At 47.6% G+C, this 17,472-nt stretch carries 14 protein-coding genes and 1 tRNA gene; 5 read left to right on the top strand and 10 right to left on the bottom strand.

Features of this window, described 5'->3' with window-relative positions; all coding sequences use genetic code 11:
- Positions 1–41 precede the first annotated feature (41 nt).
- Entirely contained in the window at positions 42–338 is a 297-nt protein-coding gene (locus tag CLV98_RS13165; RefSeq protein ID WP_109674799.1) for a YtxH domain-containing protein, read from the top strand.
- Positions 339–477: 139 nt separating this feature from the next.
- Here CLV98_RS13165 and CLV98_RS13160 read toward each other — a convergent pair whose 3' ends face one another.
- From CLV98_RS13160 to tgt, 10 genes are all read right to left on the bottom strand, one after another.
- Complete coding sequence (locus tag CLV98_RS13160; protein WP_109674798.1) at positions 478–1,326, bottom strand: DUF2911 domain-containing protein; 849 nt, start codon at positions 1,324–1,326, stop codon at positions 478–480.
- 41 nt (positions 1,327–1,367) lie between these two features.
- Positions 1,368–3,344, bottom strand: coding sequence for a DNA primase (dnaG, locus tag CLV98_RS13155; protein WP_109674797.1), 1,977 nt, complete (start codon positions 3,342–3,344; stop codon positions 1,368–1,370).
- A gap of 933 nt (positions 3,345–4,277) precedes the next feature.
- Positions 4,278–5,501 carry an O-antigen ligase family protein gene (locus CLV98_RS13150; RefSeq protein ID WP_109674796.1) on the bottom strand — a complete coding sequence of 408 codons (1,224 nt, stop codon included), beginning with the start codon at positions 5,499–5,501 and terminating at the stop codon, positions 4,278–4,280.
- 6 nt (positions 5,502–5,507) lie between these two features.
- Complete coding sequence (locus CLV98_RS13145; protein WP_109674795.1) at positions 5,508–6,659, bottom strand: glycosyltransferase family 4 protein; 1,152 nt, start codon at positions 6,657–6,659, stop codon at positions 5,508–5,510.
- Positions 6,656–7,732 carry a glycosyltransferase family 4 protein gene (locus tag CLV98_RS13140; RefSeq protein ID WP_109674794.1) on the bottom strand — a complete coding sequence of 359 codons (1,077 nt, stop codon included), beginning with the start codon at positions 7,730–7,732 and terminating at the stop codon, positions 6,656–6,658. The genes CLV98_RS13145 and CLV98_RS13140 overlap by 4 nt, the downstream gene beginning before the upstream one ends.
- A gap of 50 nt (positions 7,733–7,782) precedes the next feature.
- Entirely contained in the window at positions 7,783–10,215 is a 2,433-nt protein-coding gene (locus CLV98_RS13135; protein WP_109674793.1) for a tyrosine-protein kinase domain-containing protein, read from the bottom strand.
- Positions 10,216–10,220: 5 nt separating this feature from the next.
- On the bottom strand, positions 10,221–10,919 hold the full coding sequence (locus CLV98_RS13130) for a tyrosine-protein phosphatase (protein ID WP_109674792.1): 699 nt from the start codon (positions 10,917–10,919) through the stop codon (positions 10,221–10,223).
- A gap of 166 nt (positions 10,920–11,085) precedes the next feature.
- Positions 11,086–12,204, bottom strand: a complete 1,119-nt coding sequence (gene glf, locus CLV98_RS13125) for a UDP-galactopyranose mutase (RefSeq protein WP_109674791.1) — start codon at positions 12,202–12,204, stop codon at positions 11,086–11,088.
- A 113-nt stretch (positions 12,205–12,317) separates the two neighbouring features.
- Positions 12,318–13,772: an OmpA family protein gene (locus tag CLV98_RS13120; RefSeq protein WP_109674932.1), complete on the bottom strand. Its 1,455-nt coding sequence runs from the start codon at positions 13,770–13,772 to the stop codon at positions 12,318–12,320.
- A 217-nt stretch (positions 13,773–13,989) separates the two neighbouring features.
- Positions 13,990–15,123, bottom strand: a complete 1,134-nt coding sequence (tgt, locus tag CLV98_RS13115) for a tRNA guanosine(34) transglycosylase Tgt (RefSeq protein ID WP_109674790.1) — start codon at positions 15,121–15,123, stop codon at positions 13,990–13,992.
- Between the two features lie 108 nt (positions 15,124–15,231).
- On the opposite strand from tgt, the gene CLV98_RS13110 reads away from it, so the two are divergent.
- The 4 genes from CLV98_RS13110 to CLV98_RS13095 all read left to right on the top strand — a co-directional run bounded on the left by CLV98_RS13110 (position 15,232) and on the right by CLV98_RS13095 (position 17,451).
- Positions 15,232–16,362 (top strand): glycosyltransferase, encoded by a 1,131-nt coding sequence (locus CLV98_RS13110; protein ID WP_229203363.1) that lies wholly within the window; start codon positions 15,232–15,234, stop codon positions 16,360–16,362.
- Complete coding sequence (rsmG, locus tag CLV98_RS13105) at positions 16,353–16,973, top strand: 16S rRNA (guanine(527)-N(7))-methyltransferase RsmG (RefSeq protein ID WP_109674788.1); 621 nt, start codon at positions 16,353–16,355, stop codon at positions 16,971–16,973. Before CLV98_RS13110 ends, rsmG begins: the two co-directional genes overlap by 10 nt.
- Before the next feature lie 35 nt (positions 16,974–17,008).
- Complete coding sequence (locus CLV98_RS13100; protein WP_109674787.1) at positions 17,009–17,290, top strand: hypothetical protein; 282 nt, start codon at positions 17,009–17,011, stop codon at positions 17,288–17,290.
- A gap of 87 nt (positions 17,291–17,377) precedes the next feature.
- Positions 17,378–17,451, top strand: a tRNA-Asn gene (locus tag CLV98_RS13095).
- Positions 17,452–17,472 lie beyond the last annotated feature (21 nt).

The raw sequence follows: 17,472 nt of genomic DNA, 5'->3' as shown, positions 1-17,472 counted from the left end.
AGGTATTACAAGTAAATCATCACACAAAATAAGAAATTCACATGAATAAGAACGAGAAATTTTTGATTGGAGCCGTTGGTGCGTTATTGACTGGAATCGCTATAGGCCTATTGGTAGCACCTAAAGATGGCAAGCAAACTCGTAAGCTTATCAAAAACAAAGCCAATGACTTTGGTGGGAAAACCAAAGACAAGTTCGAGAAGAGTGTTGACGAATTGGCACAACTGTCTGAAAAATTGAAAGCGGGAATCTCAGAAAAGTATGAGAATGTAAAACATAAGGCTACCGACATGGCTGGGACTGTGAGTGAAAAAGTAAAAGGTACTGTGAATAGCTAATAAGCTACTCAGAAATAGCTCAGTAGATGGTTGGCCCTTGTGTCAGCCATTTTTTTTGGGCCTAGCCCCTCACGAGAAACGGCGCCAATCATGGTTTTATCCATTTTGGCGCCGTTTTTAATGGTAATAAATAAGGGGCTTATTTCTTGCTACACTGGTCGATAATCGACTGGTTGTTGATTACATAGGCTTGGTCTCCGGCTTCTTTGGCCATGGCCAGGCCGGCCTTAGCATGCACAATGGCTTCTTCACATTTGCCATTCAATGCTGCCGCTCTGGCGAAGTAATAATGCGTCCAGAATTTTGGGTCTAGGTCTACCGCTTTTTTTGCCCAATCATATACCGCTTGTTGGTCCGATTTGGTATCGAAGTAGTAGTTGGAGGCTGCAAGGTAAGTGCTCGCTTTTACATCAGCTTTGGCCAGTTCATCCTTTATCTGCGCCATAATTCGGGCATGAGGATCTTGACTAATGGCAAATTTGACCGCTGTATTTTCCCAACGTATACTCAGGTGAGCCTTGGTAGGGCTGAAGTCCGTAAAATCTATGGTGAAATGCTCTTCTTTTTTCGCTAGCTTTTCCGGTTTAACCTTGAAACGCAACACATCATCTTTCTGGTCGTAGGTGTAAGAACCCCACTGATTGGCCCCGTTATTGAGGATAATGGTCCATTCGGTAGCCGTAGGAATCGTAAATAGGGCATAAGTACCTGCGGCCAGTTTATGGCCGGCCACTTCCATATCTTCTGAAAGCGTGAGGTTGGTGATCTTATTGGCGCCGGTTCTCCATACGCTGCCATAGGGGACTTGATGGTTGAACATTTTACGACCTTTCAAGCTGGGCCTGGAGTAGGAGATGGTAGCAGTGCCGAGGCCAATAGCCTGGGAAACGGTAGCCGAAGGGCTAGGCTCAGGGGTGCGAATCTGGGCATTGGCCGTACCAAAGCCTAGTGTCAGTGCGAGTAATAGGGTAGATACTTGAACTTTCATGGATAACTAGATATATAATAAAACATAATTAAAGCGTATGATCAGCCGATTACCCGGCCAAGTTCTTTGGCGGCAGCCATACTGATGCCTTTATAAAACATAAATTCGTTCATCAAAGCGATTTCCTCCTCTTGATCGGGTTTTTGAAGTAGTCGCTGCATACAGGACTTCATTTTACCTTCTACGAAGGCCTTTTTTAGTCTTAAAATATTTATAAAGGCCGTTTTGTCGAGGACATCCGTTTCGAAGGGAACGAAGATTTCGAACTTGTCTTTCCATAAATTACTCAGTTCATATTTCTCCGTCACCCACTCCATGGCCAAATGACGAATATCGGTATCGCGGTGGTGAACGAAATAATCGGTGTCAAGGACGAGTTGACGGCTGTGATTCTCTCGAAAAAGTAAAAGTAACTGTGCAAAGATAGGCTCTTCGAACTCTATGCCATCTATTTCGCCCAGTACATAGCTGCACACCGTAATGTCGGGCTCGAGCTCTCGGGCACCGTGAAGCACGAGCAACCTTATAAAAGCCTCTTCCTGATAATATAACTGGGTACGCTGCTTGGTGGGCTGCTCGGGTTCTTGGGGTTCAAAAAGGTCTGGTGGGGGTGCCTGGTCGAAAGGGCCACTGCCCGCTCCAGCGTCGCGCAGGTCCTGCTGAAAGCCTCTATCGCGGAAATTGGTCCGATCGGGGGCTTTCTGTTGTTTTCGGATAACCTTGTTACCTTCCGATATCAGCATCTGTTCGTCCACTTGCATCATCTCGGCGGTTCTCTGGAAGAACACCTGCCGCTTAATGGCGTCTGGTATTTTGACGATGCTTTGTACCATCTCGCTGATTACCTCAGCCCTTTTGAAGGGGTCGGTACCGGCTTCCTGCAGGAGGGTCTTGGTTTTGAAAGCGATAAAATCTTGGGAAGCATTCTGTATATAGGTCTTGAATGCCTCTGCCCCCACTTTACGAACATAGCTATCGGGGTCGTCACCGTCGGGGAATAGGACTACATTTACGTTAAGTCCCTCTTCCAGTACCAGGTCGAGGCCTCGTAAAGCGGCCTTAACCCCCGCAATATCTCCATCGTAAAGGATGGTAATATTGGAAGTAAAACGGGCAATTAGCTTGATTTGCTCCACCGTAAGGGCGGTGCCCGACGAAGCGACTACGTTTTCGATGCCCGCTTGATGTAGCGAAAGTACATCGGTATAGCCTTCTACCAGATAACAGGCGTCCTGTTGACGAATGGTATTTTTGGCCTGAAAAACACCGTAGAGTACGTCCCCTTTATGGTATACCTCCGTTTCTGGTGAGTTAAGGTATTTGGGTTGGGACTTGTCGGCCTTTAAAATCCGCGCCCCAAAGGCGATGACCTTGCCTGCTACCGAGTGAATCGGGAATATGACCCTACCTCGGAACCGGTCATACCCGGCTGTTCGGCTTCCTTCCTTGTGAATGAGAAGTCCAGCTTTTTCGATGATATCGGCCGAATAGCCTTTCGCTAGGGCCGATTTGGTGAAGCCATCCCATTGTTCAAGGCTATATCCAAGCTCGAATTTGTCGAGAATATTTTTAGAAAAACCTCTCTCTTTAAAATAGCTAAGCCCAATGGCTTGCCCTTCCTCGTGTTGCTGTAGTTGTTGTTGAAAATAATTTTTGGCGTAGTTGAGGATGATATACAGGCTATCGCGGGCATTTTGCCTGGCAGTCTCTTCATCAGTAAGTTCCTCCTCCTCTATCTCGATCTGGTACTTGTCGGCTAGGTAACGTAGGGCTTCCCCATAGCCCACTCCATCGATATCCATAATGAACTTGATAGAGTCGCCTGCGGCACCGCAACCGAAGCATTTATAGATCTGCCGAACCGGGTTTACGTTGAACGATGGGGTTTTTTCATTATGAAAAGGACAACAAGCCGAATAGTTGGCGCCCTTTTTTTTCAAAGAAACAAAGTCTCCCACTACTTCCACGATGTCCGCAGACTGCTTTATTCTGTCGACCGTTTCCGGATTGATGCGCATGTTTTAGTTTTTCTGATTGGTAAATCGACCCTGTCGATACTTCTCCTTGGTTTTTCAGGATCCTATGTATGTTTGTCGGGCCTGTCCTCTATCGGTAGGGCCACCTAGGTTAGCCCCTACAAATTAGGCGTATCCTGATGGAATTTCATAATGCAACGATTCGCTCGGCAACAAAGTGCCAATCTTACCTAAAAATTAAGTGCTCTCAGATTTCAAGAAAGTGGGTACCATAGGGAATAGAACTTTTGCTAGTGTAGGCTATTTTTTATTACGAGCCTATCTCTATTTAGTCTCAGGGGTATAGGCCCAAGCGACTCCACGTACCGGAAAGGGTGGTGTATGTTAGATCAGGATGGGTTCCAAAGGCTTCCCTTATCCCTGCTGGAGAGTTGTTGGCATAATTCTCCTTCTTTAACATTAACTCCGTCGTCCAATCGGGTAGTCAGTCAAACCCATTTTTGGCCCGATTTAGAAGGGTTTTTATTTCAAATTCGCTGAGGTTACGCACATGTGGGACATTTACTTTGTCAAATTAATAGCATACCTGCAACTATTAGAATAAAATTAATGTTATAGATTCCAAATACGATTTCCCTTAGTGTAAGCGTTAGTAAACTTACTAGGATGTATATAATTAGTAATGATTCCAATTTAGGCTAATGGAGTTAATAAATAATTGTTAAAAAAGGTTTGATTTTCTGTCTAGTATTTCGTTGATTTGTAAAATAGTATTCTAGCTGGAATTGAATCCTTGGGAAACAAAAATTTAATTTTTAAAATTAAAAAGTTTTTTTTGACGCCAGAATTCATTTATTTTGTAAAGGAATACTGAAGAATCTACGAAAAATATAGAAAAATATTAAAAATATAGTGTGTGTATAGTGTGAAACAGGGCATGGAAAATTTTCTATGCCTTCGTTTTTTATATACAGGCTATATTTTTTTGCGTTTTGTAAGATAGAGATAATAGAATATGGTACCAAAGAGCGGGAAGGCGAGAAATTGACCAGCGCCCATTTGGTGATCGAAACAGGAGATAATGAAAGGGTGTAGGGGAAAGCAAAGGCATTTTGCATCGATCCTTAGGTAGTTCCATAAGGGAAGGATCACGAATAGGGATATAAACCATAGGAAACATAAGGCACCTCCTTCCCATAAAACCATCAGAAAAGTATTGTGCGGATGGGCCAGTGGCTCAGGACGGATCCCTTTGGCGGGGCGAGGCATCCAAGCGTGAATATGGCCGTAGCCTACACCAAAAAGCAACATTTGAGGCTTGTTTACCATTTTTTTTGTAAGGCTCGTCCATAATGGAAAACGGGCTTCTTTCGACGCTCGATCCATCATCCCAACGCCCCCTTTCCGGTTTAAAGCCAGCTCCTGACCATTGGCCAGCAGTAAGTAGACTAGTAGGCCCCCCGTTAGCAGCAGCAGGTGCATCGGGATGGAACGGCTGCGGCTGTTAATTAGCCAAACCGTGAGGCAGACCGTCACCGCGAGCACTGCACTTCGGCTACCACTGATGAGGACCAAATAGGCGGCCAATGGTAGGGACAATATATCCAAGAAGGAATACAAGCGGTTGTATGGGAAGTTTTGGAGCCTGTCTATGGTTAGTAAAAAATAAAAGGAAGCCGCCCAGCCAAAATTATTGGAAGCTAGCCCTAAGTCGGTTTGGCCGTAAATGTTATGGTTGAGCAGGCCGGGGCGCTGGAAAAAGTATAGGGCCACCGGTAGGAAATAGCAAAATCTAAAAATTTCTAGAAGGATATAGCAATTTTGTCGATCGGTATGCCGGCTGGCCATGTGCCTAAAAAACAAATGAAGATAGTATAAAAAATAGGCAAGGCTCACCAACCCTGTGAACCCCTGTGTGGGGTCCTGACTCAGTAGGGTGGAGGGGACGTATAAAAGAAGCCAAACAATAAGTGGGAGTAGGTAGGACGGCGAGGACCCCGGAAGGCCGATGAGCCTTAACCGGACGATCGACAGGGTTAAAAGAACGATGCGACTCCATTTTAGAAATACAAAAAATGACGGATCCAGATGTGCCATCCAATAACCTATTACTACCAAAAGGGTATTAACCAGAAATAGCGCCCAATCGAGGTCGAATTTTAGTAAAAATTTCCAGAAAAATATGGGTCTATAATACATCCCTTACTAGTGGTTTGAGTTGTGCGGATAATGAGCCATTACCTTGGCGGCTAGTCGATCCCATCCATGATGCTGAAGTATATATTGTTGCGCCTTTATGCCCATACTTCGGCGGTACTCCGAGTTCTGAACGACTAAAAGTAGTCGCTCAACGATATCTTGAATATCCCCATTTTTACAGGCCAGCAAGGCATGGTGAGTGGCGGCTTGGTGCATGGAACAGCCTTCACTTACCACACAGCACAGTCCGACGCTCATCGCCTCCAGGATCGATAAGGACGTACCCTCGCTCTCAGAAAACTGGCAGTAGATATCCGCATTGCATAATTGCTCATATTTTTGAGGCTCGTTTAGATGCCCTAAAAACTTAATTTTATCGGTTAGTCCCCAGGCTCGTATGCGCTCCTGGAGGCGATGGGTATAGGCCCTGTCTTGTTGGAAGTCGCCTATAATTTTCAAGCAAAGGTGGTCTTGTGGGAGCTTATGGAGTGCCTCTATGAGATAATGGAGCCCCTTACAGGGATGGATACGGCTCAGAGTAACCAGTACGATGGGGCCGCTGGTTTTCGAGCACTGTCGTGGAGGGGGAGCCACGCCATTGGCTAGTTCATAGACCGTGGCCTGAGGAATCCTTTTTTTTATTTCTTGCTGCTCCGCTTCGGTGTTTACAAATATCCCGGTGGCACGTCGCAGTCCGGGGTATTCCCATAGCTGAAGATAAAGCCGTTTTTTGATAGCCTTCCAAAAGCCCTGATGGAGGGAGATGGGGTTAAAACAGCCATGGGTATGATAAAAAAGGGGTATAGCTTGCCGCGCTGCCGTTTGTCGGGCATATTGATTGAGTGGGTGGTAGGTATTATGGGTATGGATGGCGTCGAAGGTGGCTCCATATTGATGGAGGTAATGACGGAGAGAATTCGAAAAAAACACCCCGTATTTTTGGGCAGGAAAATAATATACTTCGATGGGACCAAAATGAACACGGAGGGGTGTGCTGGGTAGGGGGAAGTGGTGGGGGCCGTTGATATTGGTTGTATAGATGGATACCCGATGCCCGAGCCGGGCTTGGGCACATGCCAGCTCAAAGGCCATTTTGGGGACACCTCCGAAGTATTGCCCCGGAACGAGGCTATAGACGATATGAAGTATATGCATCATGATGAACGGTTAAGGGTCCGCTGTATGGCCGCTTCGAATTCCGCTACCATTTGTAGCTGGGTGCGGTGGGCCCAATAATAATGAAAGGCGATGGTCGACATTCGTTCCATGTCCTGAGGGTTAATGAGGCATTGCCTCAGACAGTGGGTCAGGTCTTGGTCATAGAAGTGGCCAGTGGCTCCGTCGATGATATTGAAGCGCTCGCCTCCGGTAATGGCCCCCCTGCTGGTGATGAAAGGCACCCCAAAAGAAAAACTCTTTAGGACGGCTAATCCTGCCTGGCCGGGGGAGATACAAGCACTGGCCTCCATAAAAATGGAGCTCAACGAATGGTCGTCCTCCAGCTGGCCATGGCAATACATACGACTGCTAAACTCCGATTCTTCAATAAGTGATGTTAACTGGGTTTTCCATGGCCCATCTCCTATGAAGTGGAGCTCTAGTTTTGGGAACTCTGTGGCCAATAGCTCAAAGCTCTTGATCAGGGTATCTATGCCTTTGCGTGGAGCCATGGTGCCAATAAAGACGAGCTTATTTTTTACACCTTCTCTCCTCCTTTGCCAATAATGAGAAGGTAGCTTGGTGGCAATGGTATTTGGGGCTACCGTCACCTGAGTGGGAGGGAGGCCCCAGTTTAGATACTGTTTTTGAGCCACTTCGGAATAGAGTAAAACGGCATCTGCTTTCCGGGCTATCAGGCTACGTAGCCAGTCGAAATGCTTGTATCGTTGAAACCCTGCTGAGGTAGACAGCCCTGCGCCCCAGAGGATCAGCCGGAATGGTCTGGGATGGAAGGCCAGCGCGATGCAGGACAACCAATGGAGGTCGAACATGCAAATGACGATCTGAAAATTCTGACAGTAAGTGGCTAGACCTTTCAGTATCACTAGGCTTCCTAGTCGGGTAGGGGTTAGCCGGGTTTGTTGGAAAGAAACCCTGTCCAGAGCCGCTCCATCGGTATAGGCCACCGTTAGGGTGTAGCGGGCCGACAAGGCTTCAAAGAGGGGAATCCGAAAAGTAGGTAGGCGTTTCTGGAGAATCAGTAAACGTATACCGGTGTGGCGGTGGTTCATGATCTGGCGGGTTGGTGCGCTTATCTAGTTACTTATCGGGAGGGTCTGTGCTAATGTTGTCTTTTATGCGGGGACCGCCGGCTAAGCCAGCGTATGTACCAAGGCGGAGGGGTAGTGGCTGCATAATAGCCGCTGTTGTCGGATTGGCTCATGACGTAGGTGGCCATCCTTTGCTCTATTTCACGATGACCGGTAATCGGTTCAAACAGGCCATCTTGGTAAAAATCGGTAAGCACCAATTTCATATTAGAGCCTGGGTATTGGAGGGCTGCCTGCCGGGCAAAGCGGAGCACGTCCCGGTCCGATCGTAGCCAACGAGCCATAAATAAGGTGTAATCGCTGCTTTGAAGCAAGGGTAGGCTGTCGGAAACCAGGGCCAGGGGGGCGGAGTCGAGGAGGATATATTGATATTGCGACTTACAATAGGCGAGCAAGCGGCGGAAGGTCTCGGCTTGTAGCAGTTCGGCAGGGCGCTCTGGACCCAACTGCGTGCCGATAAAATGAAGGTTTGGGGCCTCCGTTGCCCGTATAAGCGCGGGGAAGTCGCTGCGTTGAGCCTCTAAAAACGACCCCAGTCCCACCAGATTCGTTTCGGATAAGTAGTACGATAGCTGTGGCTTCCGAAGGTCGGCATCGATGATCAGGACCCGTTTGCCGAGTTTGGACAAGGATAGGGCCAAATGGATGGTAAAAAAACTCTTGCCTTCTCCGGCAGTTTGGGAGGTGATCAGGATTTGAGTGCCCTCCGCTGACTCCTTATGGTTTCCTAGTGTTAGTCGGCTTCGTACGAGGTTGACCGATTCGGTAAACAGCGACCTATCAGAAAGTATATGGGCCCAGTCTATGGGGTAGCGCATGCCCTGATGGTGGTATATGATGCCCCAAAAAGCAAGCTTGGGGGCGTCTCTGAGGTGGTGAAGCGCGTGTAATTTCGAGTTGCTGATACGCGCCCCGGCGATACTGCCTATGCCTAGCAGGAGGCCCAGCACCACAGCCAGGGCACCGATAGCCCAGGGACGCGGGGCCACTTGCTCTACGTCTAGGCCCGATATCACCGTAAAGGTAGGGAGTATGCCAGCCCTAAGGATGGATGCTTCTAGGTCCTTATCTCTCAGCATGGCGTATATTCTTTGATTGACGTCGTAATTACTTTGAAGGTATAGCTGAGTTCTTTCTAGGACTGGCCACGTGAGCAGTTGGCTTTGAAGCTTTATTCTCTGGCTCGTTAGCAGGTTGGCGGTGACCTGGTTTTTTTTCTCTAGGAGCGCCATCTGATTGATGATCTGTTGTTGCAGGGACTCCACTCGCTGGGTTGCTAGCACCAGGGGTGGGGCATTGAGGGAGAACTGCAAGAGCATTTCTTTTCGCTTGTAAAGGGCTTGGTGGTATTGGCTGAGCAGGTTCGTAAACAGTGCCTCGGAGGGGGCATCTAGGCCCATAGATAGCCATGGAGTTGGTTCGAGCCCTAGGGTAAGGTTCTGTTCGAGTAGTTTTAAATAAGAATTTTGGACGAGTAGTTTTTGCTTCTCAGCGTCAATTGCTTCGAGCCGAGAGGCCGTAACTTCTGCGGCTTGCCGAAGATCGAGGGTCTTATTATTCTGTTTGAAATCTTCAAGTTGCTGAGCAGCCTGTTTCAAGGAGTCAGAAAAAATCTGGAGCTGTTGACGAATAAAGGCGATGGTAAGATCGGAGGACTTGCGTTTTTTCAATAAATCGAAAGCGCCATAGGATTGAATCAGGCTCTTGGTGAAGTCGTGGGTATAGGCTTCGCTTTGGTGCTCAAAGCTCAGGTGCATGATGGGCATCGCCTCCTCTACCTCTTTCATCTCTATCTGTTCGGCAAGGCGCTTGGCCAGCTTGGTAGGGTCATTATAATGGAAGCGGTACCGATAGCCCGGTTGGGTGAGCAGGCTGTCGACTCGGAGCGTGAGGCCAGGGAGGTGGATGGGCTGCAGAAGCGGGTCGGCCCAGTGGAGGGTACTACCAGGGGAAGTATAGGTGAGCCCGAGCCGCTCGTCTAGTATAAAAGTACCATTTTCAAATTCCTCAGGACGGTAGTCGAGGATGCTAATTCGCAGCGGTCGGTAAGGATACACATCCACCTGGCGTAAGGCCTTGGTCCGATAAAAAGTAAAAGGACTGTTCAACACTGCCAAGGCTTCCTCCACAACCCCCTGCGATCGGATGATAAACGCTTCGGTTAAGTAGTCGGCCGGGCTATTGTCAAAAAAGTACCCCGAGTAGGTGTTGGTGAGCTCATCCAGTTGGGAAGCCTTTTGGTGGTACTTAAAAGTAACTTTAGAAGCGTATCGTGGGGTAGCCCATTTATAATAGAACAGGCCAAGTAGGGCAGCCAAGGCGAGAGCGGACAGCATCCAGTGCCATCGACTCAGGATCACCCGCAGTAATGCCATCGTATCGACTCGGTCGTTAGGGCTCGTGAGCCGCTCGAAAAAGTCCTGATCTCGCCCGTTGTCGGTCATGATTTCTATCCAAGCTCGTTTCTATTTAAAAGTGGCAATTCTATTAACTGGTCATAATAGGGATTCTGCGTGGCCCGGTGCAGATCGTCATACTGGCTAATGCGGTGCAGGTCGCTGCCGATGGCCTTTATCTTTTGCTTTTCTATCAATGTTTCAGCTACTTCTTGCTGCTTGGGCCCATACTTTCCGGCTAAGGAGAGCAGGTTGACCTGGAATATCACTTCCATCTCATACACCTCGTCGTAGATGGTTTTATGGTCCCACCAGGGACGGTACCTTTCTGGATGTGCCAACACGGGCTTCCAGCGTTTGTCGATCATGCGCCGGAGTATGCTGGTAAAAAGCGGCTGTTCCAGGCGCATGGAGGTCTCTACGAGTACATAAGGACCAAATAACGGGAGGATTTCGTCTCGGTCGAGGAGTTCTACAAAATGGTCGTCGGCATAGTATTCTGCCGCAAACGAGAGTTCCAGTTCTGGCCATTCTATGGCGCTATCTTTGGCGAGGGTGTCGAAGGCAGCCTGGATGCTGGCTTTGTTATTCAAAAATAAATCGGAACGGATATGAGGCGTGGTAATGATGCGCCGCATACCTGACTGGTAATGTTTTGTAATAATGGCCTTGCTCTCTTCTATGTTTCTTGAACCGTCGTCTATACCCGGCAAGGCGTGGATGTGCAGATCGGTTCCAATGGTTTCTAGCATATTAAGGATGAAAATAGGATACTGCTTATGTTAATTTAACGAATAAAATTCAAAAATCATCCATTTTTCTTTGGAACCGACCTCGGCGGGGAGGTGGAGACTATAAAAAAATACCCGGCTCCCCAGTCTACGCTGGGAAGCCGGGTGGAAGCCTATTGGCTAGGGCTTAGTCTTGAAGCACTCCTTCAAAATGTACCTTCACTTTTTTGAGCGCCGAGCCGATCACCTGGTGCATGTCATAATAGCGGTATTCGGCCAATCGGCCACCAAATATAACCTGAGACTCCTGTTGGGCCAGGGCCTTATATTGATTGAAAATAGCGGTATTCTTATCGTTATTGACCGGGTAATAAGGCTCCGCACCTTTCACCCATTCCTGGGGGTATTCGTGGGTTACGACGGTTTTGGGTTGCGTGCCAAATTCGAAGTGCTTGTGCTCGATAATGCGGGTAAACTTAGTTTCGGAATCGGTATAGTTAACTACCGCATTGCCTTGATAATTCTCTTGGTCGAGCAGCTGATTTTCGAAACGGAGGCTTCGGTATTCTAGCTGGCCATGGGCATATCCAAAATACTCGTCGATGGGCCCAGTGTACACGATGGTATCGGCTAGAGCGCTAAGCGCCTCCCGGTCTTTAAAAAAGTCGACCCCGAGGCGCGTCTCTACGCCTTGCAGGAGTCCTTCGGTAAGCTTGTTATAGCCCCCGTTAGGGATTCCCTGGTAGCGGTCGTTGAAATAATTATTGTCGAAGGTAAACCTTACGGGGAGCCGCTTGATGATAAAGGCGGGCAGCTCGGTTGCCGGGCGTCCCCATTGCTTTTCGGTATAGGATTTTATCAGCTTTTCGTAGATGTCCGTCCCTACGAGCGAGATCGCCTGCTCCTCCAGATTCTTAGGATTGGTGATTCCGGCTTCCTTCACCTGCTCGGCGATTTTCGCTTTTGCCTCTTCAGGCGTCTTTACCTTCCATAGCTGGTAGAACGTGTTCATATTGAACGGAAGATTATAGAGCTCTCCATAATAATTGGCTACTGGAGAGTTGGTATACCTGTTGAACTCCACGAAGGAGTTAACATAATCCCAGATCTCTTTATCGTTGGTATGGAAGATATGAGCCCCATATTTATGGACGTTGATGCCCTCCACATCCTCACAATAGATATTTCCTCCTGTATGCGTACGGCGGTCGATGACCAGGCATTTTTTTCCCCTTTTGGTGGCCTCGTGTGCGAAAACAGAACCCCAAAGGCCCGCACCAACAATAAGATAATCGTAATTTTTCATGAGATAAGGTTAGTAGTAATGTGCTTAGACAGACAAATTTAGAGAATAGATATGAGAAAGGCTCCCATGGGGAGCCTTTCTCATATCTATAATTCGCTTTTCCTGATTATTAATTAGGGAAGAAGCTTCAATTCTACGCGACGGTTTTTAACCAATCCTTGGCGTGTCGAGCTATCCGCTATTGGTTTGAAAGAACCGAAGTAGTCAACGATTACTTTGCTTGGGTCTTTCAATCCACCTTCGTTGATCAAGAAGTTTTTAACGGCTTCTACACGGCGACGTGAAAGGGCCATATTATAACGATCGGTTGCACGACGGTCGGCATGGCCAGCCAGTTGCAGGCGACATCCGTTTTTGTTCATCAATGCAGCTACGTTTTTCAACATTTCTTGGAACTCAGGTTGGATCACGTTTTTGTCGGTATCAAACTGTACGTTGGCGAAGATCTCGCTACATGCAGCACCAGTTGCCAAGGCATTTTTAACATAAGAGTCGAAATCCAACACGCGACCAGCTCCATCTACGATGCTTCCTGCAGGAGAGTTAGGCTCTTTATCGAAGAAGTCGGAAACACCATCACCGTCGGTATCTAGCAACAAGCGTGGGTCGATATCCTCAGGACGGTTGGCCTTAGCCACAGAGTCCATTTCTTCCAGTGTAAGGATTTTTGGTGCCTTCACCAATACCCGTGGGTCGGTGTAACGAAGGTTGTAGAATCCACCATCTTCTGGTTTGTAATCCCACTTGCCATCTACTTTCTGAACTTTAAGTGGGTTTTTACCTAGTTTGAAGGTCAATTGGATGGCACCGAAACCATACTTATCCAATTCCGAATTTCCTTTATGGGAAGTTTTTTGATCGGCAATGATAAAGCTGTTTTTCGTTCTGTCATAGTCACCACCATAGGTAGCGTCCAAATAGTCCGAATTGGTGTGTGTAAGACGGAAGTCTAAGCCAAGGTCCAGGCGCTTGGTAAGCTCATAGGACACGTTCAATCCAGTTGGTACGATCCAGTCATTTTTCTTTCCAGTGGTACGAAGGTCGATGCCACCTGTAAGGTCATAGGCTGTAGCGTCGTAGAAAATCTGTCCGAAACCAGCATATAGATCTACTTTCCAACGCTTCATTTTGTTAGGTCCCATCAAAAGGCCTTTCAAATTTACCGTTCCCGAAAGACTCACATCTCCATAATTTCCTTCGAAATAACGGTTGTAGTTACGGCGTTTCATCCCTCTTAGATTTCCGATAGAACCGTCCAGACGGGCTCCAAAAAAATAAGAAAGTTGCTTGTTGATGGTGATACCACCCTGAATAGTTCCCGATTCTTTATGGCTATCGGAGGTTGTCTTAGTAACAGGCCAAAAGTCGTATTCCCTCAAATCCCCAAAAAACATAGAAGGTCCGAAGTGTGCGGAAATAGACCATGTGTTTAGCTTGTATGGGCCGTCATAAGATGCCTTTGGGTTGTAGTCAGGAGCATTTGGCTGCACAAGAGGCTGTGCTAGAGTGGGTATAGCCAACAAGGTTCCCAAAGCAAGTGAACTGATTAACTGGGATACTTTTTTCATACTAATCAAATTATCGTTTTTTAGTTTAACTAGGTTTTGATTGTTATCAACCAAATTGATAAATTAACATTCATGGCCAAAGGGCAATTTACCTTACTCCTAGTGGGCACAAAAATAGACTAACAAAATCATTAAATCAACCAAGATTTTACAATTGTCTATTTTTTTAATTGAATTAATGTAAACACACTGGCTGGTAATGCGCGAGGCGAAAATTCTACAAGCGTTGCATTAACTTATTGGTCATTTGATTTTTCCAAGGCAGGAACTCCCCAGATTTTATTTTTTCTCGAGCCGTATTCACTAGCCATAGGTAAAAAGTCAGGTTTTGAATGCTGGCAATTTGTGCGCCCAACATCTCGCCCGATTTAATCAAATGGCGCAAATAGGCCTTGCTATAATTCCCACTCACATACCCACCCAAGGAGGGATCGAGAGGGGAGAGATCGTCTTTCCATTTTTCGTTCTTAATATTAATGATACCTTCCGTTGTAAAAATCATGCCATTTCTTGCATTACGTGTCGGCATCACACAGTCGAACATGTCTACCCCCAAGGCAATACATTCTAAAATGTTGGCTGGAGTGCCCACACCCATCAGGTAGCGGGGCTTGTCGCTGGGCAGAATGTCGCAGACTACCTCAGTGAGTTCGTACATGATCTCGGCGGGTTCGCCTACCGAAAGGCCGCCTATGGCGTTTCCTTCCCGGTCTTGAGCGGCAATAAACTCGGCCGACTGTACCCTAAGATCCTTGTACACACTCCCTTGAACAATGGGGAAGAGGGTTTGCTGATAATCGTAATGGGGACTGGTGCTGTCGAAGCGCTGGCAGCAGCGCTTCAGCCAGCGGTGGGTCATCTCCATAGACTTCCGCGCATAGGTGAACTCGCAGGGGTAGGGGGTACATTCGTCGAAAGCCATGATGATGTCGGCCCCGATGCTCCGCTGTATGTCCATGACGCCCTCGGGCGTAAAAGTGTGGATACTGCCGTCAATATGGGACTTAAATACTACACCTTCCTCATTGATCTTACGGCCTGTTCCTGCTAGGGAGTATACCTGATAGCCCCCGCTGTCGGTCAATATGGGCTTGTCCCAGCCATTGAAACGGTGCAATCCGCCTGCCTTTTGAATGACGGGCAGCTCGGGCCGCAGGTACAAATGGTAGGTGTTGCCCAAAATAATTTGGGCTTTTATGTCTTCTTTAAGTTCGCGTTGATGAACGGCTTTTACCGTGCCGGCCGTGCCTACCGGCATAAAAATGGGCGTTTCTATGGTCCCATGATCGGTTTCTACGCTTCCAGCCCTCGCTTTCGATGCCTTATCCTGGGCCTCTAAGGTAAACTTCATGTATGCTTTATCAGGTTGTTTCCGCAAAAATAGGCACTCCCCTTCGAAGAATGCTGACAATGCCCGTATATTTGTATTGAAATAGCTAAATAATACAACTCTTCTATAGTGACTGCATTCATTCTTTACTTACTGATGGCTTTCGTGGCCATTCAGTTGGTTTACTATTTGCTTTTTTTTGCCAGACTGGCCTTTTATTCCCCACCCTCTCGGGAGGAGGCCGATAGGCCTGGGGTGTCCGTGTTGGTCTGTGCCTGGAACGAACTCGAAAATTTAGAGGAACTACTGCCCCTGCTCGACGCTCAGGAATATCCACAGTTTGAGGTAATTTTACTCGACGACCGTTCCGACGACGGCAGCGAGGAGTATATCAGAAGCCAAATAGGTAGCTGGAAGCATGTCAAATACATTAGGATCAACGAGAGTTTTGAACATATAACGCCCAAGAAATACGCCCTGACCGTAGGGATGAAACAGGCCCAATACCCCCTGGCGCTTATGACCGACGCCGACTGTCGCCCACAGTCTACCGACTGGATCACCGCCATGGTGTCGTCCCTAGGCGGCAGCCAGGAAATTGTACTCGGCTTTTCTCCTTACTACCGTTTCCCAGGGGTGCTCAACTGGTTTATCCGTTGCGAAACCTTCTATACTGCCGTTCAATACCTGTCGTTTGCCCTAGGAGGCTTTACCTATATGGGGGTAGGGCGGAATATCATGTACAAGCGTTCGCTATTTTTCGCCAATAAGGGGTTTTATAGGCATAGCAAGATCTATGGAGGCGACGACGATATTTTCCTCAATGAGGTAGCCACCAGCGATAATACGGGCATATGCCTGGATTCCGATGCGTTCGCCTATTCCTATCCTAAGATGAGCTGGCGGGACTGGTACCGCCAAAAGACCCGCCATCTGTCGGTCAGTCATTATTACCGCACCCGCAACAAAATATTGTTGGCCCTGCTGTCGGGGGCGCATGTAGCCGTATGGACCCTGGCGCTGGGGCTGTTGGCCTATGGCTGCTGGCAGCACGACAGAGCCCTGCTGGAGACCCTCGGGATCGTGTGGGGGATACGGTGGCTGATGCAACTGATCTTATTGGTGCCTATCAACAACAAACTGGACAGAACCCTGGAATGGTATAGCTTCCTGCCCATGGATTTTGCCTTATATCTTTATTATATCGTGTTTGGGTGGATCAGCTTCACCCGTAAGAAACCAAGAACCTCATGGAATTAATACAAAAATACTTTCCTGACCTTACTGACCAGCAAAAAGATCAGTTTGAGCGTATGGGAGCCTTATATCAAGACTGGAATGCCAAGGTGAACGTGATATCCCGTCAGGACATCGACACCCTCTACGAGCGGCATGTGTTGCATTCGCTGGGGATTGCCAAGGTGATGGCCTTTAAGCCGGGCACTGCCGTGCTCGACGTGGGCACGGGAGGAGGCTTTCCTGGAATCCCCCTGGCGGTGATGAACCCCGACAGCCAGTTTCACCTCGTCGACAGCATCGGGAAGAAAATCAGGGTGGTGCAGGCCATAGCCGAGGAGCTGGGCCTTACCAATGTGCATGCCGAGCAGATACGCGCCGAGAAACTTACAGACACCTACGAATTCGTGGTGAGCCGGGCCGTGACCCGCATGGGGCCGTTTGTGGGCTGGGTGCGTAACAAAATCAGCCGTAACTCTTTTCATGAACTTAGGAACGGTATTTTGTACCTCAAAGGGGGGGATTTGACCGAAGAAATTGCGGAAGCGGGGGTGAAATCGAAAATATTCGAATTATCCAATTATTTTGAGGAAGATTTTTTTGAAACAAAGAAGGTAGTATACGTACCTTTATAGTAAAATTTACAGCAGCCAGCATAACCTAAAATACGATGAACGAACGTTTCAGTGCCAGCGGATTAATGAATCCATTTTTTCCTGACGAGGTATCCTTTGGAGATAAGGGAGTGACCTTTAAAGTACGCAAGCTCTTTAAGAGCAACGATAATTTTGTTTTTTACACCGATATCTCTGGGGTAGAAATCGAGAGTGGGATCTTTTTTTCGACCATCCGGATCATTCCACGGATGCGTCCCGAAATTATTATTAATAATTTTACGAAGGGAGATGCTAAGAAAGTCAAGCAGTTAATCCTCGACAAGGTTCAAGCCTAAAATTTTTTTTGTTTGATTGCTTGCGTCGTATTTAAGATTGGTATACATTTGCACCACAATTCAGATGAACGGTCTGAAAATATGAATTCCCGAATAGCTCAGTCGGTTAGAGCATCTGACTGTTAATCAGAGGGTCGCTGGTTCGAGCCCAGCTTCGGGAGCCCTAATACTTAAGCACTTAT

The sequence above is a fragment of the Dyadobacter jejuensis genome (assembly GCF_003149085.1).
GTDB classification, from domain to species: domain Bacteria; phylum Bacteroidota; class Bacteroidia; order Cytophagales; family Spirosomataceae; genus Dyadobacter; species Dyadobacter jejuensis.
This window is presented reverse-complemented; position numbering and strand designations above follow the sequence as displayed.

Excerpts from the sequence above, each read along its gene's own strand:
- CLV98_RS13165 (WP_109674799.1), top strand. The coding sequence starts at position 42 with ATGAATAAGAACGAGAAATTTTTGATTGGAGCCGTTGGTGCGTTATTG.
- CLV98_RS13160 (WP_109674798.1), bottom strand. The coding sequence starts at position 1,326 with ATGAAAGTTCAAGTATCTACCCTATTACTCGCACTGACACTAGGCTTT.
- dnaG (WP_109674797.1), bottom strand. The coding sequence starts at position 3,344 with ATGCGCATCAATCCGGAAACGGTCGACAGAATAAAGCAGTCTGCGGAC.
- CLV98_RS13150 (WP_109674796.1), bottom strand. The coding sequence starts at position 5,501 with ATGTATTATAGACCCATATTTTTCTGGAAATTTTTACTAAAATTCGAC.
- CLV98_RS13145 (WP_109674795.1), bottom strand. The coding sequence starts at position 6,659 with ATGATGCATATACTTCATATCGTCTATAGCCTCGTTCCGGGGCAATAC.
- CLV98_RS13140 (WP_109674794.1), bottom strand. The coding sequence starts at position 7,732 with ATGAACCACCGCCACACCGGTATACGTTTACTGATTCTCCAGAAACGC.
- CLV98_RS13135 (WP_109674793.1), bottom strand. The coding sequence starts at position 10,215 with ATGACCGACAACGGGCGAGATCAGGACTTTTTCGAGCGGCTCACGAGC.
- CLV98_RS13130 (WP_109674792.1), bottom strand. The coding sequence starts at position 10,919 with ATGCTAGAAACCATTGGAACCGATCTGCACATCCACGCCTTGCCGGGT.
- glf (WP_109674791.1), bottom strand. The coding sequence starts at position 12,204 with ATGAAAAATTACGATTATCTTATTGTTGGTGCGGGCCTTTGGGGTTCT.
- CLV98_RS13120 (WP_109674932.1), bottom strand. The coding sequence starts at position 13,772 with ATGAAAAAAGTATCCCAGTTAATCAGTTCACTTGCTTTGGGAACCTTG.
- tgt (WP_109674790.1), bottom strand. The coding sequence starts at position 15,123 with ATGAAGTTTACCTTAGAGGCCCAGGATAAGGCATCGAAAGCGAGGGCT.
- rsmG (WP_109674788.1), top strand. The coding sequence starts at position 16,353 with ATGGAATTAATACAAAAATACTTTCCTGACCTTACTGACCAGCAAAAA.
- CLV98_RS13100 (WP_109674787.1), top strand. The coding sequence starts at position 17,009 with ATGAACGAACGTTTCAGTGCCAGCGGATTAATGAATCCATTTTTTCCT.